Genomic DNA, 19,149 nt, shown 5'->3' with positions numbered 1-19,149 from the left:
AGGAACGTCATGGAAGTCAACGAAGACCGCTTCAATTCTTTCATGGGCAAGATGATCGGCGATGTCGGCGCAGCGATGAGCCGCGTCGCTCTTGCTGCTCGGCGGCAAGCTCGGTCTCTACACGGCTCTTGCAAAAGACAGTCCGATGGATGCCGCCGCTCTGGCCAAGGCGACCGGCACCGCCGAGCGCTACATCCGCGAATGGGTCGCAGCACAGGCCGCTTCAGGCTATGTTGAGTACGACTGCACCTCAGGCAAATTCTCGATGCTGCCGGAGCAGATTTTGGCGCTGGCAGACGAGGACAGCCCAGTCTTCCTCGGCGCCGTCGGCAACCTCGTCTCAGCGACTTTCCTCGACGAACCCAAGATCGCGGACGCCTTCAGGACCGACAAGGGCGTTGGCTGGAACAAGCGCAGCGAGAGCCTGTTCTGCGGAACAGCGCGCTTCTTCCGTACCAGCTATAAGCATTATCTGGTCCAGGATTGGCTCCCAAGACATAACAGGATGTCCGTGGTCATATCGCCACGGACATCCTCTCGTTGGACCGCTCGCGGCGGGCTCGTCACGGTCAAGACGAACCGACAACAGTCCGATGGCATGTCTCATTCGGCCGCCATCGGCATCATCTCCCGCTGATCATGCAGGATCACGCCCGCCAGAGGGTCGAACTCTCCCTCCCATGGCTTGCTTGCCAATGCTGCCCGGGTGTGAGCATAGCCAGCCTCCCACCGCCGCATGATGCCCGTCGGGCTGAAGTCGATATCCTTGGTGTGCGTCTCGTGGTCAAGTTGCGGGGCGAGCAGTCGCACCACGTGCATTCGCGTCGGACAGCCATAGCTTGTCAGCTCACGGACCGCCGGATTGCTGCGCTCGTGCTCGGGGAGCCTTGCGGCCAACTGGTTGATGACGTGACGCAAGCGATGCGCCTGCTGCTGGCGCGTGATCTGGCTCGCAATGCGGCTGGAATACTGGACATCCTTGTGGCGGTTCAGGACCTCGGCCATCGTGGTTGGCTCACCACCTACGGGATTCCAGAGATGCACGGCAAAGATGAGCGAGTTCTTGCGCGGATTGTCGTCGAACACTGCTTCCGTCGGCGTGTTGGACAGGATCCCGCCGTCCCAGTAAAGCTCGCCGTCGATGCGCACGGCCGGAAACGCCGGCGGCAGCGCACCTGACGCCATCACATGCTTCACCGTCAGCTCGCCGTCGCGGCTGTCGAAATAGCGCATACGACTCGAGCGCACATGGGCCGCGCCCACCGTGAGCCGCGGCGTGCAGCGATTGACCAGGCTGAAGTCGACAAGCTCGTTCAGCGTCTTCTCGAGCGGCGCAGTGGAATAGAAGCCTGCGTGATCGGCGCCGAGCGGATAGGAATCGCCGGCATGCGCCAGTGGATTGGGCCGGAAGAAGCCGGGAATGCCGCTCGTGACGGTCGACCAATAGGTGAGCTTTTCGTTGAAGCCTGGGAATGCGGTGCGGAAGCTCCAGGCCGGGCTCTGCTCCATCCGCTTCCAAAACACTTTCAGGCGCTCAAGCCGATGCTGCGGCTCATTGCCAGCGATCAGGCTGGCATTGATTGCACCGATCGAGGTGCCGATGATCCAATCCGGCTCGATGGCGGCCTCATGCAGGGCCTGGTAGACGCCGGCCTGGTAGGAGCCGAGCGCGCCGCCGCCCTGCAGCACCAGCACGATCTGGCCCGGCAGGTCCTGTGACCCGATACTCTGTGTATTGCGGTTCATGTCGCGCTCCCTGTGAGCTTGCACCGTTTGGATGTTCGCGAATCGTCGCGGCTTGTTGCGCCGGCTCATGTCAATGCGCGGTCCAGCCGCCGTCCACCGGAAGCGCGATGCCGGTGATGGAGGCTGCGGCCTCAGTCGACAGAAACACCGCGAGCGCGCCGAGCTCGTCGATGGTCGCAAACCGCTTGTTGGGCTGCTGGGCGAGCAAGACGTCACGGATCACTTGATCGCGGGAAATGCCGTGCGCCTTGGCTTGGCCGTCGATCTGAGCCTCCACCAGCGGCGTGTAGACATAGCCGGGGCAAATCGCGTTACAGGTGATCGCCTCCTCCGCGGTTTCCAGTGCCGTCACCTTGGTCAAGCCAACGATACCGTGCTTGGCGGTGACATAGGCCGCCTTGAAGGGCGAGCCTACAAGGCCGTGGGCCGAAGCGATGTTGATGATGCGGCCGAACCCGTTCTGGCGCATCACGGGTAGTGCAAGCCGCGTGGTGTGGAAGGCTGAGGTCAAGTTGATCGCAAGGATCTGGTCCCATTTGTCGACGGGAAACTGATCCAACGGCGCGACGTGCTGGATGCCGGCATTGTTGACGAGGATGTCGAGCCGGCCGGATTGCGCAACGGTCGCCGCGATCATCTCGGCGATCGAACTCGGCCTGGTCATGTCGGCCGGTGAAAAGCTCGCCTTGACACTGAACTCGGCCGCGATCTGCTCGCGAACCTTGCCAATCTCTGCGGCGACGCCGAGCCCGTTCAGGACGACATCGGCGCCGGCCGCCGCGAGTGCCCGCGCGATGCCGAGCCCGATGCCACTGGTCGAACCCGTGACCAGGGCGACCTTGCCGGCGAGTGCCTGCATGGCTTGCGACGTTTGCGGTTTTACGGGAATGTTCATAGCCGATCCTCGTGCGATAAGCGGTCCGGCGACCGGACCCCGACTTTCGCAGACTGTGAGCGACCGCCTCCCCAAACGGAAATGCCGGCTGGCTTCCGTAATGATACGCCCCCGCTATCGGGCCTGGGATGTCATTCCCCGCCCCGATCGGGTAGGTTCCTTCACGATCCTGCCGGGAGCCGATCCATGGAAATGCACCAGGTCCGCTATTTCCTCGCGGTAGCGCAACTCCTGAACTTCACGCGCGCCGCCGAGGAATGCAACGTGACGCAACCCTCGCTGACGCGCGCCATCAAGCAGCTCGAGGCCGAGCTTGGCGGCGACTTGTTCCGCCGCGAGCGGCCGGCTGCACAACTGACCGAGCTTGGCCAACGGATGCATCCGCTGTTGAAGCAGTGCTATGAGGCCGCCGCCGGCGCACGCTCACTCGCCTCCTCTTTCAAGAGCGGTGAGGTCGGCGCGCTTCGTGTCGCGCTGACCCATGCAATCGATCTTTCACTGCTCATCCCCCACCTCAATCAGATCAGGCGGCAGTTCAACCGGCTCGAATTCCGCTTCTTGCGTGGTTCAAGCCGCGAAGTCGCTGACTATCTCAAGAAAGGTGAAGCCGAGCTCGGCATTGCCGCCGAGATCGACGGGACCTGGGAGCGGCTCGACGTCTGGCCGCTATTCACCGAGAATTTCGACCTCGTGATCGGAAAAGACCACCGGCTTGCGAGCCAAAGCACGATCGAATTCGACGATCTGCGCGCAGAGCAAATGCTGAGCCGAAACTATTGCGAGCATGCCGGCCGGATCTCGTCGAGCTTGCGCGAGCACGGCATCGATGTCGATCATGGCCATGAGATATCCAGCGAGCGCGACCTCATCGAGCTCGTCGAGGCCGACATCGGCATCGCGATGGTGCCGCACTCCTCACCGGTGCCCGGGAGCCTCAAGCGTGCCGCTGTTAGCGGCCTCGACGCGCGCCGCACCGTTAGCCTCTACGGCGTCGCTGGCCGTCAGCGCACAGCCGTCGCGAACACGGTGATGCGGATGCTGCGCGGCGCGGATTGGCGGACGATCGCGGGGTGATCTTTCCTCCTGTCGGAGAGGACTAGGCGACGGTAGAACTAATTGTCCCGGCCCCCGCTCTCCAGCGCCGCGAGCAAATCGTCGATCTCCATGCGCTTGCGAAAATCGGGGTCGACGAAGCGGGCTTTGACGAGGCCGTCCCGACCAACAACGAACACAGCCGGGATCGGCAGCATCCAGCCGTCATTACCGTGGAATTTTGCCATGTCCTGGTATGACAATAGCCGCTGGATCTCGGTGCCAAGCCAGATCGCCAGGTTGAGCGACAGGGCATAGCCGTTGTCGAGATCGGTGAGCACCGGGAACGGTGCGCCCGAATCAGCGATGAACTTCCCGGTATATTCCTGCGTCTCCGGCATGATCGCGACGATCTGTGCGCCTACTGCACGGATCCGGTCCTGCGCTTGGATCACGGCGCGGACGTTCAACCGGCAGTAGGGACACCAGTGCCCGCGAAAGAACATCACCGCCACAGGTCCGCATGCCAGCAATGATGGCAGCCCAACGAGTTGCCCCCTATCGTCGGGCAGCATGAAGGGCGGCATCACCTCGCCCGGACGCGGCGCGTTCTCGCCGCCCCCGTTTTGGCTCAGCCGCTCGACCAGGCGATCGACCGCGTCCCCGTAAGCAGGAAATATCTCACGGCCGGCATCCGCATAGGCACGAAGCTGCTCGTTCAGCGTGCCCTCCATATCGCGGCAGCGCTGAAAGGCGAGTTTCAACTGCTCAGCATCGGATGGGGTCAGGGACGTCATTCTTCCGCTCCGGCACATGGTGCGAGGGACATTATTTTGCGTTCTGGCCCCCCTGCAAGGGTCACCGTCAACGCCGACTGGGCACCGTGGCATCGAACGCCCGATTTTCTGAAGGCGGAAATGCCGATCCCCAATCGGTTCGATAGCTGTCGCCTATCGAAGCCCGATAGCACAGGGCTATCGCATCGAGAGCGAGATCGCATTTCACCCCGTTCAGTGCGGCGTCCATCCTGAGCGCAGTCGAAGCTGCAGCCGTCAGGAGCCGGTCATGAATCGCCAAATCGCCTCGCGTCTCTCCCATTTCGCCACCCCGCTGGCACTGATATTTCTCCTGCTGTCGGGCGCCGCCCCGGCGGCCCGCGCCGACAGCGATGACGGCGTCGTTCGCGTGAAAAGTGCCGTGCCGATGACAGAGGCAATCAGCCGCATCAAGGCCGACATCGCTGCCAAGGGCATCAAGTTCTTCCTCGAGGTGGACCAATCGAAGCTTGCCGCTGACGCTGGCATCAAGCTGCATCCCTCAACGCTGCTCATCTTCGGTAATCCGCCACTCGGCATCCAGTTCATCACTGCTAATCCCAGTGCCGGGCTCGACTGGCCCGTGCGTCTGTTGCTGACGCAGGACGACAACGGCGACGTCTGGGCAGTCTGGACCGATTTCGACTGGATCGCCAAGCGCCACAACATCACAAATCGCGAAGCGCAGTTCAAGATGGCGACGACGGTCGTTAGATCGATAACGTCTACCATCACCGGCAAATAGGTGCTGCTTCCATGGCACGCGAGACATTTGACGTGGTGATCCTGGGCGGCGGCAATGCCGGGATCGGCGTGACCGGCCCGGTCCGGCGGGCCGGCCAGTCCGTCGCCATGATCGAAGCATCCGATCTCGGCGGCACCTGCCCCAACCGCGGCTGCACGCCGAAAAAAGTGCTGGTTGCCGCAGGTCAGGCGCTGCACGACATCGAGCGCGCCGCGGTGCACCACATCGCGGTCGGCAGGCCCCGCCTCGACTGGGCCGCACTGATCGACCGCGAGAAGGACATCATCAAGGACATTCCGGCCAATCTCACCCGCGCGATGGCACGCCGCGAGGTCGAGGTGATCAAGGGCTTTGGTACCTTTGTCTCGCCCAATACCATTTGCGTCGGCGACCGTCTGCTGGAGGGCCGCCATATCGTGATCGCAACGGGATCGAGGCCGCGGCCCCTGCCGATTCTCGGTGCCGAGCACATGATAACCTCGGACGACATGCTGAGCGACCGGGTGCTGCCGACCTCGGTGATCTTCGTGGGCGGCGGCGTGATTGCACTGGAATTCGGTCACGTCTATGCGCGGGCCGGCGCGGCCGTAACCATTCTGGAGGCGCTTCCGCAGCTTCTGCCTACCATGGACGCCGACGCGGTCGCCCAATTGCGAGCTGAGAGCGAGCGCATCGGAATGAAGATCGAAACCGGCGTCGGCGTCCGGTGCATAGAGGCCGTCGGCGGGCAGCTTCGCGTGATCTACACCCATGACGGCGTCGAGTACGCTGCTGTGACCGATCGCGTCGTCAATGGCGCCGGCCGCGTGGCAAATATCGACGGCCTCGATCTCGCCGCGGGTGGTGTCGAGCATGACAATAGCCGCATCGCGATCGATCAATATTTGCGCTCGAGATCAAACCCCCGGGTTTATGTCTGCGGCGATGCGGTCCCGATCTCGCCGCAACTGTCGCCAATCGCGACCTATGAAGGCGACATCGTCGGACGCAACATCGTTGCCGGAGCAAAACACATGCCCGATTATGCGGGCATGGCGACATCGGTTTACACCGTGCCGGCACTCGCCGCCGTGGGCGTCACCGAAACCACGGCACGACAGGCCGGCGCCACCATCGACGTTCACGTCAACGACATCCGCGACTGGTTCTCGGCTCGGTCCTATGCCGAGACCGTCGCCTGGTCGAAGGTGATCGTGGACCGCCTCTCGGACTGTATCCTCGGGGCGCATTTCGTCGGCCATGGCGGCCAGGAGCTGATCAACATTTTCGGGCTCGCGATCAAGTTCGGCATCACGGCCAGCCAGCTCCGAGACAGCGTCTACGCCTATCCGACGTTTTCGGCCGACATCAAGCACATGCTCGGGCACGCATAGCGGCACGCTATCGTCTCAAGAGACAGACAGCATTTCATCAAGCGCACCACTTCGACGATGCTGATGCCATAGCCGGTGACCGAAGGTCGCGGCCAACAGAGGAGACACATGAAATGACCACGAACCCCAAGCTCTCGCACGCAATCTGGTCGGCCGTCGCCCTCGCCGGCGCCGTCGCACTCACCGCGCAACCGGCCTTCGCCGGCGAATGCCCGGCCGACAAGATCAAGCCGAATGCCCGGCAGATGGTAGACTACAAGCCTGTCGGCGTCACCGACGTCACGCTTGGTTCGATCGACCTCGAGAAGCAGCCCGCAAACATCAAGGATCGCGAGCTGCGCTTCCGCAAGCTGACGATCGAACCCGGTGGCATCGTGCCCTGGCACAGCCATGACGACCGTCCGGCACTGATCTTCGTGCAGCAAGGCCAGATCGTCGAATATGCATCCAACTGCGTCGACCCGATCGTGCACAAGGCCGGCGAGATCAGGGCTGAGGTCTTCGGTACGTCGCACTGGTGGAAGAACCTCGGCAAGGAGACCGTCATTCTCTACGTCGGCGACGTCCGCAAGGATCAGCACGACCACAACATGTAGCGAGTGCATCAGACCCCTGCTCTCGTTACCGGATGTGACGCCCGGAACCCCCCTGCTGCCCCGCATGCCGGACGTCACATTTCCCTTCTCGTCAGGAGACACCGTGTCATGACGGATCTGTCCGCGCACATCAGAACGGCCAACATGGCGATGCATGGACCCTCGCCCGGTGTCGCCTTCCGCTCGCTCGTCATCGGCTTGACGGCGTTCCTGACGGTCGTCGATCTCTTCGCGACCCAGGCCATCCTGCCATCGCTGACGCGGCACTACGGCGTGACACCGGCCGCCATGGGCTTTGCGGTCAACGCCTCTACCTTTGGCATGGCGATTTCTAGCCTCGTCGTCGGCTTCCTCAGCCCGCATATCGACCGGCGGCTTGGCATTCTTCTCAGTCTCACGCTGCTCGCGATCCCGACCAGTCTGCTTGCGGTGGCGCCGAATCTCGCTGTTTTCACGGCTCTCCGCGTCGCGCAAGGCCTGTGCATGGCGTCGGCGTTTGCGCTGACGCTCGCTTACCTCGGCGAACAATGCAGCGCGATGGATGCCGGCGGTGCCTTTGCCGCCTACATCACCGGCAATGTCGCGAGCAATCTGATCGGGCGGCTGATCTCGGCCGCCGTCGCTGACAGTTTTGGACTGTCCTGGAATTTCTATTTCTTTGCCGCGCTCAATCTGACGGGCGCCGTTCTGGTCTATTTCACCATCAATCGCGTGCAGCCGATGCATGCGATGTCCACGGCTGCCTCGCCACTGGCCACCCTGTTGATCCACTGGCGCAATCCACGGCTTCGCGCAGCTTTCGGCATCGGCTTTTGCATCCTGTTCGCCTTCATCGGCACTTTCACGTTCGTGAATTTCGTACTGGTCCGGCCGCCACTCTCGCTCGGCATGATGGACCTTGGCTTCGTCTATTTCGTCTTCCTGCCCTCAATCGTCACCACCCTTTTCGCCGGCAAGGTCGCCGCGCGCATCGGACCACGACCGGCGATCTGGGGCGCGCTCGGCCTCGCGGCGCTTGGCGTGCTCTTGATGCTGGGCCGGCATCTTGCCGAGGTGTTGACCGGCATGGTCCTGGTCGGCGTTGGGACGTTCTTCGCTCAGGCGGCAACGACCAGCTTCGTTGGGCAGGCCACGACCGAAAACCGCGGTGTTGCCAGCGGGACCTATCTTGCCTGCTATTTCCTCGGAGGTTTGACCGGTACCGCGGTGCTTGGACAGGTCTTTGATCTGATGGGATGGGCGGCGTGCGCGATCGGCGTCGCGGTTGCGCTAGGTTCAGCGGCGCTTTTGACCTTCAAGTTGAAGAGTGTGAATTGATGAATATCCACTCCGATCGCCTCTACGTCCGTTCTTCGCGAGAACTATAATCGCTCAAACATGCGGCTATGCTGTCTGATGATCACTACGGCCGGAGACACCTAGGTCACGCCGCGTCGGCAACGAATGACCCGCTGCCCCCCGCCACAGGTTCCAACCTTGGAGGCGCGCTGCCGGCACCGACATTCGATTCGGGTTCCGATCTGATCGCGGTCGAAGCCCCGGCCCCAACCATCGTCCAATATTGGGGCCGCGATCCCTGTTGGCAGCAATAGCTCTGGAATCGCAGCAATCGCTCTGGAGTCACGAGGTGGCAGGTCCAGTAGATCGTCGGTGGTGTCCCCCTCAAAGCCCCCAACGTCCCGAACCCGGACCGCCACGCTCGCGGGGATCGTCGATGCCCTGAAAGCGGTCGCCGGCGACCAGCCACAGGGGCGCGCAAGCTTTGCCAAAGGCAGATGTGTCCGCGGAACCTACGTTCCGTCGGATCGAGCCGAGGAGATCACGAGATCCCGAAGCTTCACACGGCCATCGCGCGTGCTTGCGCGCTTCTCGATCGGCAGCAACAATCTTAATGTGGCAGATACCGATAACCTCGCGTTGCGCGGCTTTAGCTTCAGGCTCGGAGACACTCATCACCGCTCCGACATTCTCACGCAAAGCGCTCCGGTGCACTTCGCGAAGACACTCGAGCAGATGCTCGCTTTCCTCAAGGCGCGCGTTCCAGGACCGGACGGCAAACCGGATATTGAGAGGATCAGGGCATTTTCCGTGGCCAATCCCGAAACGCTGCATCAGGCCAGTTACATCGCCGCGCATCCGCTGCCCCGGAATTTCGCCGGCACGACCTATTGGGGCGTGCATTCATTTCCGGCCACGAACTCCGCCGGCGAAACACGGTTCATCAAGTTCAAGGTTGCCCCCGTCGGCGCAGACGCCGCGCCGGCGAAGAGCGACGTTACGGCCAACGTGCTGGACGACGACCTCGAACATCGCGTCGCCAGCGGCGACGTCCGCTTCAGCGTGATGGCGCTGCTCGATCGTCCCGGCGACCCCACCACTGATGTGACCATCCGATGGCCCGACGAGGACAATCGCGAAGAGGTTCGGCTGGGAACGATCGTGATCACCGGCCTCGAGCCGGACGAAACGTGCGACGTCTCCATCCTCGATCCGGCAAATCTCGCCGAAGGCATCGCCCATCCGCCCGATGAGATCTTCGCGGCGCGCAGCGCCGCCTATGCCATCTCGCTGGCAAAGCGTCGCTGAGTGGGGGCATCCTCTGATCAGTTCTCGCTTTCGCCGGTGCCCAGCGATCCGCGACGCCATGTTGCCGGACTGACGCCGACTTGCGCCGAAAACACCTTAGTGAAGTGACTTTGGTTGGCGAATCCCACAGCGATCGCAATTTCAGACAGCGGCAGGTCCCGCAGGGTCATCAACTGCATCGCCACCTTCACGCGCTGGTGCAGCAGACATTGGTGCGGCAGCAGGCCGGTGGAGGCACGAAACGCGCGCGAAAAGTAACTGGCCGAGAGACCGAACTCGGCGGCCAACTGCTGCAACGAAAGTGTTCCGCCGAGATCAGCGTCGAGCTTTTCGTAGGCCCGCTTCAACTGCCATGGCGCCAGACCGCCCCTCGACACTTTGACGCCCCACCTTAATCCGCCGTAGGCCTGCGCGGCGTGCGTCGCAAATGCGAGCATCATGTAGTCGATGAAGAGCTGGTTGGCCTCGGCCGGCCGACGCAGAGCTTGCAGGAGCGCTCCACCGATATGACGGATAACCGGGTCATCATGGCCGACGCCGAGCTGAGAGGGGAGCTCAGCGACGCGTGGCGCGGCCGACTGCTCAGCGATACCATCGAGCGACGAGCGCGGAAGATAGAAATGAAGAGAGTGGAACGGCTTGTTGATAAAGAAGCGCGGATCCTTCTTCATGTCATATACGTATGTTGCGCCCGCCCGGATGTCGGTCTTGATAGTATTGCCGCGTTCCCAGATCTCGCAATTCGGGTAATCGTTGAGTTTCAGACTGACGACATAGGCATCCTGAAGGCCCATCTCGCCGGACGAGCGTGGCACAGGCGCATCATCCCTGGTCTCGGTAACTGCAATCTCAGCGTTTCGTAGCGAACGCGTGATTAACGAGACTGGTTCGTGCTCCAAGTGCAAGAACCGCTTGACAGTCTGGCCATAGAAACCCGTCAACTTCATATGCGCCACTCCTTGCGTAGAATTGGACGGAGTGAGTGCTCCTCATCGACCGAAGGCGATAACCACAACTATGAAGCGGCCCTCCGAGGCAGACCGCACGATTACATATCGCTTTCGCCGGTGCCCAGCGATCCGCGACGCCATGTTGCCGGACTGACGCCGACTTGCGCTGAGAACACCTTGGTAAAGTGGCTCTGGTTGGCGAACCCGACCGAGATCGCGATCTCGGACAGCGGCAAGTCGCGGACGGTCATCAACTGCTGGGCTGCTTTGACGCGCTGTCGCAACAGCCATTGGTGCGGTGGCAGGCCCGTGGAAATGCGAAACGCACGCGAAAAATGGCTGACCGAAAGATCGAACTCCGCCGCGATCTGTTGCAACGATAGAGTCCCGCCGAGATTCGCATCGAGCCTTTCGCAGGCTCGTTTCACCTGCCATGGGGCGAGAGCACCGCGAACCGATCCGGCAGCGTTTTGGAATCCCCCATAAGCCTGGGCGACGTGCGCAGCAAATGCGAGCATCATGTGATCGATGAAAAGCTGATTGGCCTCGTCCGGACGACGGAGCGCTTCCAGCAGACACGCCCCGATATGACGCATGACCTTGTCGTCATGGCCAAAACCAAACTGACACGCGAGGTCCCCCACGGGGGGCGTGCGAGATTCCTTGGCAAGACCGTCAAGGGCCGAACGCGGAAGATAGAACTGAAGCGAATGGAACGGCTTGTCGATGACATAGCCGGGATCGCTCCTGAGGTCGTACAGATAGGTCGTACCGGCTCTGACGTCCGCCTTCATGACACACTTGCCGTGGTCCCAGAGCTCGCAGTCCGGGTAGTCGTGAAGTTTCAGGCTGACGAGATAGGCTTCATCAGCCATGGAGCCGGAACGGCCCGGTTGGGGATTCACGTCCTGGGTTTCGGTGAGCGCGAGGTCGATGCCGCGCAATGAACGCGTGACCAGCGAGGGCGGCGCATCCCGCAAGCGCAACTGCCGCCTGACCATCTCTGCAAAGGCGCCCGCACGCAACATATCAGTCGGCCTATTCCTGGAGCTGGACCGGGCAGATCATCCGCCCGCGAAACCGACCCCACTATCGGAAATCGGCAGACAACCGTCCAGACCTGCGCTGGTATGGGCAATTGCAGCGAGCGCCCCCGATCAGATTCCCAACAAAGGATTTCCGGAGCAATTCCAAGGTGATCGAGCCCTGATGCCCCGCACGGGAACAATCCCGGTCTTGGTTCCATCGTGCGTTTGTGAAAGCCCGATTGCCGTCGCCCCGGCGTATGCCAAGATTTCTGCCGCAATGGCGACGTTGAAAAGAATCAGGCAGCGCGCACGACCAGCGTCTCACTTTGCCGCTGGCAGTTCGTCTGTAGCGCGAACGAGCGAAATTCCAAGACTCGTTCGGGCGGCAGCGGCATCGAAACCCGCATCCAGGAGGATTCTGGCGAGCCGCTTGCGCGCGTAAAAGAGCCTGCTCTTCACGGTGGCTTCCGGAATACCGATCAATCCACTGACTTCGGCGACGGGCTTTTCGCGAAAATAGTACATGTCGATGATCTCCCGGTGCGCCGGCGCGAGCTTGTCGATGCAGGCGCGCAGGATTCCGCTCGCATCCTTGTGCTCCAGAGCGACGTCAGGCGTATCCAGCGGGTCGACAATTCCTAGCGCATCGTCTTGATCGATATCCTCGTGTGTTCGCTCTCGCCACGAGCCGATGGCCTTGAATCGGGCGATCGAAAACAGCCATGTGGCCACGCGCGCGCGGTTCTCGAACCTGTTTGCCGAGCGCCACACGTCAAGAAAGACCTGATTGACGAGATCGTCGACGACCGCTGGATTGCGAGCCAGGCGCTTGATGAATCGGGACACCCTTTCGCGGTAACGGGCGAAGATGATGTGCATGGCGGCCTTGTCGCCTTCCGCAATATTCTTGAGCAGCATCTCGTCGCTGACATCTTCCTGCACAAAGCGACGGTCCATTTTCCGATCGCGCGAGGGGCGTGCGGGAACCGTCCCTGACCCCGCCGACAGGCAAACGGCATAGACCAGCGTGTCATCGCTCAATAGGCCGGAAGGACCATGCGGCGGCCTGCCGCCGACGTTGGGAATGTTGATGGCTGGTCGGTCCGGCGCGCGGCTCGATGAGGACGTCCTCAACCGAGATCGATGCGACTTTGCAGTGTCCGCTTGTTGCCGTCCGTCGGTCATCGACATCGCTCTCTCCGTCTCTTGACGAAACGTCGATGAAGATGGGCCGCGTGAGGCCGGGCGGACTACCGTACTCAGGGCTCGTGTTTCTAGTCCGCAGGTCTAGGGGAACAAGCCGGTCGGCAGGCGCAGCCGTTCGATGTCAGTTCAGTCACATCCGCGTGGGCCGGTGCGGCGTCGGGCACAATTAGACAAAACACGCTCGTTTTGGGAAAGACGGCCGGACGGTACACCAGTAAGACCCGTGAAAACGCGGAGCTGGAAGCGATCAAGAGGCCACTCATGCTTGAAACGACCGCCGGTGCTCATGCTTTACCTCGCTATCCCATGAACGTGGAGACTGATTCCACAGACCGTCCGCTCGTCCTGATCGTGGACGATGACGAAGAGATCCGCCTTGCGCTTCGCGAACTGCTCCTGTCGGTTGGACTCGATGCGTGCTGCTTCGGTTCAACTCAGGAGTTGTTGAACGCCGATCTCCCGGAGCGACCGGGCTGCCTGATCCTCGACGTTCGCATGCCCGGAACCAGCGGCCTCGATCTCCAGCAGCGTCTTGTCGCGAACGGCAACACGCGGCCGATCATTTTCCTGACAGGTCATGGCGACATAGCAATGACCGTGCAGGCCATGAAAGCAGGAGCCATCGACTTCCTGACCAAGCCCGTCAGGGATCAAGCGCTGCTTGATGCGGTCACCGCCGCGATCGAGAAGGACGTCGCGCAACGGGCCGCGGCCGATCAGGTCAGGCAACACGCCGACCGCTACGCGAGATTGACGCCGCGCGAGCGCGAGGTGCTGCGCGAAGTGGTCAAGGGCCGCCTCAACAAGCAGATCGCATTCGATCTTGGTATCACCGAGATCACGGTCAAGCTTCACCGTGGCAACGCGATGCGGAAACTACAGGCCGGATCCGTCGGCCAATTGATCCGGATATGGCAATCGCTGCCTGCCACCCTTCAAGGGCAGCAATCGGCCTACACCAAAGGATAGGTACAACCCAGCCGGCAATGGGCGGATGGTCGTCGGGCCATGCCAGCGAAAATGCTCCATTCGCCAGAGATGCCCATCGTTGCAGTCGTAGATGACGACGAAGCCGTGCGAGAGGCGCTTTCCGATCTCCTCCTGGTGCTGGAACTTGCGTGCCAGACATTCGATCGAGCGGAATCTTTCATGGCCGAATATGTTCCGGATCGTTTCGACTGCCTGATTACGGACGTGAGCATGCCAGGCCGGAGTGGCCTCGAACTCCAGGAAAGATTGCGGGAATTGGGCTCGACAATGCCGGTCATCGTCATCACCGCGGACGTAAGTCCGGCCACGCACGCGCGCGCGCTCAGCGGCGGCGCTCTTGCCTGTTTGACAAAGCCGGTCAACGACGACGTCCTCTTTCGCTATCTACAGTCCGCGCTGAACCATGCAGGCGGCTCGCGCGGCGACGACCGACGGGATACGCCGTCAGATGACTAATCTATTCCAACGGGCTACGGCGGCTGATCACGTTTACCCTCACGCTATGGAACTGGCCGATCTTGCCTCCGAAAGCATCATCGTCAGTGACGCACATGGCGTCATCCGCTACTGGAACGCGGCTTCCGAGGCTCTCTACGGCTGGCCTGCCATGGCGATGGTGGGACAGAGCGTCCAGACGATAGGCTCCCTTACACACAGCGGCACCGACCATTTCAGCGCGCTGCTGCGTGAAGGACGATGGGAGGGCGTGGTTCACCGCCGTGGTCTGACCGGAGCGGCAGTCGTCGCGGCCGTCAGGCAAATCGTCCGCCGGGACACGACCGGCGCGCTTCTCGATATCGTCGAGTTCGGCCGGAACGCTGGCTCTCTCACCGAAACGGGGTATCTGCGCATGGATGCCGAGCTGCAATCCTCCCTCGCCGCATCCTGGGAACTCGATACGACGCCAGCGCACCCTTTGCTCGATGCGATCGCCGAACATCGGCGCGGCGGCGCCAGAGTCGACCTCAACCAGCACCCGGATTGGGTCGACAGGCTGCTGACCGCAACCCGCATCACGGCCGTCAACGATCGCGCGGTCCGCATGTTCGGCGCCCATGCCGGTTACGAGCAGATGATCGGCAAGCCTATCGGCGACTTCTGGCCGGCGGAGAGCCGCTCACTTCTGGCCTCGCTGCTCGAGCGCGTCGCAAGTGACCGCACGCGCCTCGAGATGGGCAGGATGATCCTGAGCGGAAGCTTGCGCAATCCCATCGTCAAGGCCTGGCATTCCGCAGAACCAAAGCCTCCCGGTACCGTGTTCGTGACCATCAATGGCGTATCGAATGATGACCGGACGACATGGGAATTGCGGGCCAGCGAGGAGAGATACCGTCAGCTCGTTCAGTATCTGCCGACTGCGCTCTGGCAGGTCGATTCCCGTCGTGCCGGCGAGGCCTTCGACCAGTTGAAGGCCAATGGTGTGCGCGATATCGCCGGTCACCTCGAGCGCAACCCGGACCTCGTCGAACACGCCAAGGACGTCGTTCGAGTCACCGACGTCAACCGGGACGCCGTATCGCTGTTCCGCGCCCACAACCCCGCGGATCTCATCAAGCCTGTCAGGTACATTTTCGCCGCCGCCCCCGGACTTGCCGAACGGGTCATGGTCGCACATTTCGAAGGCCGGCGGAACCTGATCGAGGAGACCCGGATTCGTGCCTTCGATGGAGCGATCATCGACGTCCTGTTCACGGTGACCTATCCGGTACCTCCCGAGCAGCTCGACAACACCTTCATCACCATGCAGGACATCAGCGAGCGCCTGAACGCCGAACAGCAGCTGCGGAAACTGCAAGCCGACCTCTCGCACGCCGGGCGGATCGCGACGCTCGGAGAGCTCGCGACCTCAATCGCGCATGAGATCAACCAGCCGCTTGCGGCCATCGTGACCAATGGCGAGACCAGCCTGCGGTGGCTCGCGCGCGCCGATCAAAACACCGAAAAGGTCACGCAGCTCACATCGCGCATCGTATCGAACGCGCGTCGCGCCAGCGATATCATTCATCGCATCCGCGGCATGGCCGCGAAGCACGAGCCGGAGAAGCGCCTGATCGATTTGAACGAGGTGCTCGAAGAGGCGCTCTTGTTCATCCGGCACGACATAGACTCGAAGGCGATCATCCTGTCCGCGAACTTCGGCGCCGATCTCCCCAAGGTCCTGGGTGACCGGATTCAGTTGCAGCAGGTGATCATCAATCTCCTCGTCAATAGCATCCAGGCGATCGTGCAGTCGGGCCAGCCGATACGCCGGATCGATGTCAAGACGTCGATCGATGACGAAGGCTCGGTCGCCCTCTCCGTGTTCGACAACGGGCCCGGCGTGCCCGGCGCTGACCTGTCGCGTGTCTTCGACAGCTTCTTCAGCACCAAGGATGCGGGCCTTGGCATCGGCCTCACCATCTGCCAGTCGATCATCACTGCGCATGGCGGCCGCATCGCCGGCGCAAACCGTCAGAAGGGCGGCGCCCATTTCCACTTCACGGTCCCCGTGCCGGGGGTTAGCAGCTCCGAGCCAGGGCATGCAACGTCATAGCTCGGCGCATCTCACTGGACGCAATCGCCCAAGCTCCGCCCGAGCCTATCCCAAAGTACAGGTGAAGCTAGCCGCGAAACCAGCGAAATCAGACCCACCGAACGATACCGCAGTCCGCTGCTTTCCATCACCATCGCCAACAAGGCCGAGGTGACCGCTCTGCCCATCGGCCCCTGAGCCGCCGGTGAGAGGTGAGCGTAGGACCTCTCCAGTACGAGCACAACTCATGAGCCATCCGAACATCGATTCCCTCCAGACCCCGCCAGTCGCACCCGCGACGTCCGGCCCTGACGCGCCGGCCTCTGATCGACGTCACGCAGACGTGGAGATGGCGCGCGTTCTCGGGACCACGCCGTTTCGAATGGCTTTGGACACCACCGGCGCCGGGATCGCGCACTGGAAGCATGACCCCTTGCACGACGTCGTCGAACCCATGAGCCACCACGTCATCATGGCCTACAACGGTGTGACCCAACACATGGAGCGGCGGAACGGAAGATCGGTTGCGAGTGGCACGTTCCGTCCCGGAGTGCTGATCGTCATTCCGGAGGGATCAAGCTCCCGCTGGGACATTCCGAAGCCCGTCGACGTCGTCCAGCTCTATCTTCCTCACGCAACGCTGATTCGCGTTGCCGACGAAGCCGCGGCCGGCACATCCACCAATCTGCTGGAGCGAACGGCGCATCCAGACCCCATTACATCCCGATTGCTGCTGAGCGCAGCCAGCGTGCTGGAGGGCAACCGGACCCTGGATGCACTGTTCAGGCATCAATTGACCGACCTCCTGGCGACACGCCTGCTGGCCGCGCACACCAGTTCGCCGACGACATTCCAGCCGGCCGTCGGCGGGCTTTCGCCGAAAGTCCTGCTGCGTGCCATCGAACGTTTGCGTTCGGACAGCGAGACGGACGTCTCTCTCGACGACCTGGCGTCCGACGCCGGGCTGTCGCGCTTTCACTTCTGTCGCGCGTTCAAGGAAAGCACCGGACTTTCGCCGCTTGCCTGGTTGCGGCAACACCGGCTTGAACTGGCCATGAACATGCTGCGCGACACCGACGCATCCGTCGTGTCGGTGGCGATGGAGCTTGGCTATGCTTCCCAAACGGCATTCGCGGCGGCGTTCAGGCGATTGACCGGGGAGACGCCGAGCGATTGGCGACGACGCGTGCGTTAGCGACAACCTTCCCGCTGTTGTGAAATGCCTCGGAAAGCGAGGACAGCTCCATGACCAGACCAGTCCCACGGGATCCTTTGGAGGCTTTGCTCGTCGCACCTGGTGCGGACCACGATGGCGCTCCGAGCGTCGGGCGGCGCCGCGCCGACGTGGAGATGGCGAGAGTCCTCAAAACCGCACCGCTGCAAATGGCGTCGGACCCGTCCAACGGCGCCATCGCACACTGGAAACATGGCGCCCTACATGACGTGGTCGAGCCCATGACCGACCACGTCATCATGACTTACCCCACCGGGGTTCAGCGCCTCGAAAGGCGCAACGGGAAATCGCTTGCAATCGGGACGGCGCGGTCCGGAGTCGTGACGATCATTCCGGCAGGCTCAAGCTCGAGATGGGATATTCCCGGCTTTGTCGACGTGATCCAACTTTATCTTCCGCAAGCCGCACTCGCACGCATTGCCTCTGAAGCCAGCATGCCCGCTCCCGGCGATCTTCTTGAACGGACAGGACATCCAGACCCTGTCGTCTCCGGGTTGCTGATGAGTGCGGCGGACGTGCTGGAGGGTAACGCGGCGTTGGATCATCTGTTCAGGCAGCAACTGACGGATGTTCTGGCCACGCGTATCCTGGCCGAGCACACCGGCCAATCATCCACCTTCGAGCTGGTCGTCGGTGGACTGTCGCCGCATGCCCTGCGACGTGCGATCGAACGCCTGCGCTCGGACTGCGATACCGACGTCTCTCTCGCGGTTCTCGCGTCGGATGCCGGGCTCTCGCGCTTCCACTTCTGTCGTGCGTTTAAGGAAAGTACCGGGCTTTCTCCTCATGCCTGGTTGCGCCAGCAGCGGCTCGATCAAGCCATGAACATGCTGCGCGACAGCGACGCCTCGATCGCGGCAATCGCAGCACAGCTTGGCTACGCTTCGCAAACTGCGTTCGCGGCGGCGTTCAAGAAACTAACCGGAGAAACCCCGAGCGATTGGCGACGGCGCATGCGGTAACAGCAATTGCTCTACAGGCACCGCAATCGCGCTGGCGCAGCTCAAGCTTCGATCCGCTAGACAGTCAAGGTCCCCAACGCTCCCAACAGACGGAGACAAACGATGACCTCGAAGACCTTCGTCAGCTTCCTCGCATTCCCTCCGCGGCGCAGGCTCGCCGCAACGACAATCATGTATGGGCTCTCCCTGGCGGTTCGCTTCACGTCTGCAACCGGCGAGGAAGTGGAAATCCCTCCGCAGTCCCTGCAAAGGACCGACCCGGCGCTGTCCATCATGGCCAACGATGACGCGAGCCTTCCCTACGCCGGCTGGGGCGGCCCGAATGCCATCGAGCCGATCTTCTTTCGCCGGCGCTGGGCCGCCTCGATGTCGAGCTGCCCCTCCCCGTAAAGCCTGACCACTTCGTTTCACGTCTTCGCGTCGACGACCACACGAAACCGCGAGCACTGCGGCGGCGGCGGCGTGCCTATGCCCGAAGA

The 19,149-nt window shown here is 62.1% G+C and carries 19 protein-coding genes; 13 read left to right on the top strand and 6 right to left on the bottom strand.

All coding sequences use genetic code 11. From position 1 onward, the window contains the following. The first annotated feature begins 91 nt into the window (after positions 1–91). Complete coding sequence (locus XH90_RS10340) at positions 92–637, top strand: hypothetical protein (protein ID WP_246755759.1); 546 nt, start codon at positions 92–94, stop codon at positions 635–637. On the opposite strand, the gene XH90_RS10335 is transcribed toward XH90_RS10340, so the two are convergent. Further along, positions 604–1,746 carry a patatin-like phospholipase family protein gene (locus XH90_RS10335; protein ID WP_194481023.1) on the bottom strand — a complete coding sequence of 381 codons (1,143 nt, stop codon included), beginning with the start codon at positions 1,744–1,746 and terminating at the stop codon, positions 604–606. The genes XH90_RS10340 and XH90_RS10335 overlap by 34 nt on opposite strands. A 70-nt stretch (positions 1,747–1,816) precedes the next feature. Further along, positions 1,817–2,641 (bottom strand): 3-hydroxybutyrate dehydrogenase, encoded by an 825-nt coding sequence (locus XH90_RS10330; RefSeq protein ID WP_194481021.1) that lies wholly within the window; start codon positions 2,639–2,641, stop codon positions 1,817–1,819. Positions 2,642–2,827: 186 nt separating this feature from the next. Between XH90_RS10330 and XH90_RS10325 the strand changes: the two genes are divergently transcribed. Continuing rightward, a complete protein-coding gene (locus XH90_RS10325; RefSeq protein ID WP_194481019.1) occupies positions 2,828–3,715 on the top strand; it encodes a LysR family transcriptional regulator in 888 nt (295 codons plus the stop codon). Between the two features lie 38 nt (positions 3,716–3,753). Here the strand turns inward: XH90_RS10325 and XH90_RS10320 are convergent, their stop codons facing one another. Beyond that, complete coding sequence (locus XH90_RS10320; RefSeq protein WP_194481017.1) at positions 3,754–4,470, bottom strand: peroxiredoxin-like family protein; 717 nt, start codon at positions 4,468–4,470, stop codon at positions 3,754–3,756. Positions 4,471–4,738: 268 nt separating this feature from the next. Between XH90_RS10320 and XH90_RS10315 the strand changes: the two genes are divergently transcribed. The 5 genes from XH90_RS10315 (at position 4,739) to XH90_RS10295 (ending at position 9,788) form a co-directional block, all read left to right on the top strand. Beyond that, complete coding sequence (locus XH90_RS10315) at positions 4,739–5,233, top strand: DUF302 domain-containing protein (RefSeq protein WP_194481016.1); 495 nt, start codon at positions 4,739–4,741, stop codon at positions 5,231–5,233. Between the two features lie 11 nt (positions 5,234–5,244). Beyond that, on the top strand, positions 5,245–6,606 hold the full coding sequence (locus XH90_RS10310) for an NAD(P)/FAD-dependent oxidoreductase (RefSeq protein WP_194481014.1): 1,362 nt from the start codon (positions 5,245–5,247) through the stop codon (positions 6,604–6,606). A gap of 113 nt (positions 6,607–6,719) precedes the next feature. Continuing rightward, positions 6,720–7,202: a cupin domain-containing protein gene (locus tag XH90_RS10305; RefSeq protein ID WP_194481012.1), complete on the top strand. Its 483-nt coding sequence runs from the start codon at positions 6,720–6,722 to the stop codon at positions 7,200–7,202. Between the two features lie 108 nt (positions 7,203–7,310). Further along, positions 7,311–8,519, top strand: coding sequence for an MFS transporter (locus tag XH90_RS10300; protein ID WP_194481010.1), 1,209 nt, complete (start codon positions 7,311–7,313; stop codon positions 8,517–8,519). Positions 8,520–8,855: 336 nt separating this feature from the next. Next, positions 8,856–9,788, top strand: a complete 933-nt coding sequence (locus tag XH90_RS10295) for a catalase (RefSeq protein WP_194481009.1) — start codon at positions 8,856–8,858, stop codon at positions 9,786–9,788. A 17-nt stretch (positions 9,789–9,805) separates the two neighbouring features. On the opposite strand, the gene XH90_RS10290 is transcribed toward XH90_RS10295, so the two are convergent. The 3 genes from XH90_RS10290 to XH90_RS10280 all read right to left on the bottom strand — a co-directional run bounded on the left by XH90_RS10290 (position 9,806) and on the right by XH90_RS10280 (position 12,957). Continuing rightward, entirely contained in the window at positions 9,806–10,735 is a 930-nt protein-coding gene (locus tag XH90_RS10290; protein WP_194481007.1) for an AraC family transcriptional regulator, read from the bottom strand. A gap of 101 nt (positions 10,736–10,836) precedes the next feature. After that, the gene (locus XH90_RS10285; protein WP_194481005.1) at positions 10,837–11,766 is read right to left on the bottom strand and encodes an AraC family transcriptional regulator; all 930 of its coding nucleotides are present in this window, start codon (positions 11,764–11,766) and stop codon (positions 10,837–10,839) included. A 321-nt stretch (positions 11,767–12,087) separates the two neighbouring features. Further along, positions 12,088–12,957: a sigma-70 family RNA polymerase sigma factor gene (locus XH90_RS10280; RefSeq protein ID WP_194481003.1), complete on the bottom strand. Its 870-nt coding sequence runs from the start codon at positions 12,955–12,957 to the stop codon at positions 12,088–12,090. Positions 12,958–13,278: 321 nt separating this feature from the next. Here XH90_RS10280 and XH90_RS10275 point away from each other — a divergent pair, with 321 nt between their 5' ends. The 6 genes from XH90_RS10275 to XH90_RS10250 all read left to right on the top strand — a co-directional run bounded on the left by XH90_RS10275 (position 13,279) and on the right by XH90_RS10250 (position 19,060). Then, positions 13,279–13,941, top strand: a complete 663-nt coding sequence (locus XH90_RS10275) for a response regulator transcription factor (protein ID WP_194482650.1) — start codon at positions 13,279–13,281, stop codon at positions 13,939–13,941. Between the two features lie 39 nt (positions 13,942–13,980). Next, a complete protein-coding gene (locus XH90_RS10270) occupies positions 13,981–14,418 on the top strand; it encodes a response regulator transcription factor (protein ID WP_210348722.1) in 438 nt (145 codons plus the stop codon). Then, positions 14,411–16,495: an ATP-binding protein gene (locus XH90_RS10265; RefSeq protein WP_194481001.1), complete on the top strand. Its 2,085-nt coding sequence runs from the start codon at positions 14,411–14,413 to the stop codon at positions 16,493–16,495. The genes XH90_RS10270 and XH90_RS10265 overlap by 8 nt, the downstream gene beginning before the upstream one ends. A gap of 226 nt (positions 16,496–16,721) precedes the next feature. Beyond that, the gene (locus XH90_RS10260) at positions 16,722–17,669 is read left to right on the top strand and encodes an AraC family transcriptional regulator (RefSeq protein ID WP_194480999.1); all 948 of its coding nucleotides are present in this window, start codon (positions 16,722–16,724) and stop codon (positions 17,667–17,669) included. 50 nt (positions 17,670–17,719) lie between these two features. After that, positions 17,720–18,670: an AraC family transcriptional regulator gene (locus XH90_RS10255; RefSeq protein WP_194480998.1), complete on the top strand. Its 951-nt coding sequence runs from the start codon at positions 17,720–17,722 to the stop codon at positions 18,668–18,670. Between the two features lie 102 nt (positions 18,671–18,772). Then, positions 18,773–19,060: a hypothetical protein gene (locus tag XH90_RS10250; protein ID WP_194480996.1), complete on the top strand. Its 288-nt coding sequence runs from the start codon at positions 18,773–18,775 to the stop codon at positions 19,058–19,060. Positions 19,061–19,149: the final 89 nt, after the last annotated feature.

This window comes from Bradyrhizobium sp. CCBAU 53338 (assembly GCF_015291665.1).
In the GTDB taxonomy this organism is placed as follows: domain Bacteria; phylum Pseudomonadota; class Alphaproteobacteria; order Rhizobiales; family Xanthobacteraceae; genus Bradyrhizobium.
This window is presented reverse-complemented; position numbering and strand designations above follow the sequence as displayed.

Excerpts from the sequence above, each read along its gene's own strand:
- XH90_RS10300 (WP_194481010.1), top strand. The coding sequence starts at position 7,311 with ATGACGGATCTGTCCGCGCACATCAGAACGGCCAACATGGCGATGCAT.
- XH90_RS10275 (WP_194482650.1), top strand. The coding sequence starts at position 13,279 with ATGAACGTGGAGACTGATTCCACAGACCGTCCGCTCGTCCTGATCGTG.
- XH90_RS10255 (WP_194480998.1), top strand. The coding sequence starts at position 17,720 with ATGACCAGACCAGTCCCACGGGATCCTTTGGAGGCTTTGCTCGTCGCA.
- XH90_RS10250 (WP_194480996.1), top strand. The coding sequence starts at position 18,773 with ATGACCTCGAAGACCTTCGTCAGCTTCCTCGCATTCCCTCCGCGGCGC.
- XH90_RS10290 (WP_194481007.1), bottom strand. The coding sequence starts at position 10,735 with ATGAAGTTGACGGGTTTCTATGGCCAGACTGTCAAGCGGTTCTTGCAC.
- XH90_RS10310 (WP_194481014.1), top strand. The coding sequence starts at position 5,245 with ATGGCACGCGAGACATTTGACGTGGTGATCCTGGGCGGCGGCAATGCC.
- XH90_RS10320 (WP_194481017.1), bottom strand. The coding sequence starts at position 4,470 with ATGACGTCCCTGACCCCATCCGATGCTGAGCAGTTGAAACTCGCCTTT.
- XH90_RS10315 (WP_194481016.1), top strand. The coding sequence starts at position 4,739 with ATGAATCGCCAAATCGCCTCGCGTCTCTCCCATTTCGCCACCCCGCTG.
- XH90_RS10305 (WP_194481012.1), top strand. The coding sequence starts at position 6,720 with ATGACCACGAACCCCAAGCTCTCGCACGCAATCTGGTCGGCCGTCGCC.
- XH90_RS10260 (WP_194480999.1), top strand. The coding sequence starts at position 16,722 with ATGAGCCATCCGAACATCGATTCCCTCCAGACCCCGCCAGTCGCACCC.
- XH90_RS10325 (WP_194481019.1), top strand. The coding sequence starts at position 2,828 with ATGGAAATGCACCAGGTCCGCTATTTCCTCGCGGTAGCGCAACTCCTG.
- XH90_RS10330 (WP_194481021.1), bottom strand. The coding sequence starts at position 2,641 with ATGAACATTCCCGTAAAACCGCAAACGTCGCAAGCCATGCAGGCACTC.
- XH90_RS10270 (WP_210348722.1), top strand. The coding sequence starts at position 13,981 with ATGCCAGCGAAAATGCTCCATTCGCCAGAGATGCCCATCGTTGCAGTC.
- XH90_RS10280 (WP_194481003.1), bottom strand. The coding sequence starts at position 12,957 with ATGTCGATGACCGACGGACGGCAACAAGCGGACACTGCAAAGTCGCAT.
- XH90_RS10335 (WP_194481023.1), bottom strand. The coding sequence starts at position 1,746 with ATGAACCGCAATACACAGAGTATCGGGTCACAGGACCTGCCGGGCCAG.
- XH90_RS10285 (WP_194481005.1), bottom strand. The coding sequence starts at position 11,766 with ATGTTGCGTGCGGGCGCCTTTGCAGAGATGGTCAGGCGGCAGTTGCGC.
- XH90_RS10265 (WP_194481001.1), top strand. The coding sequence starts at position 14,411 with ATGACTAATCTATTCCAACGGGCTACGGCGGCTGATCACGTTTACCCT.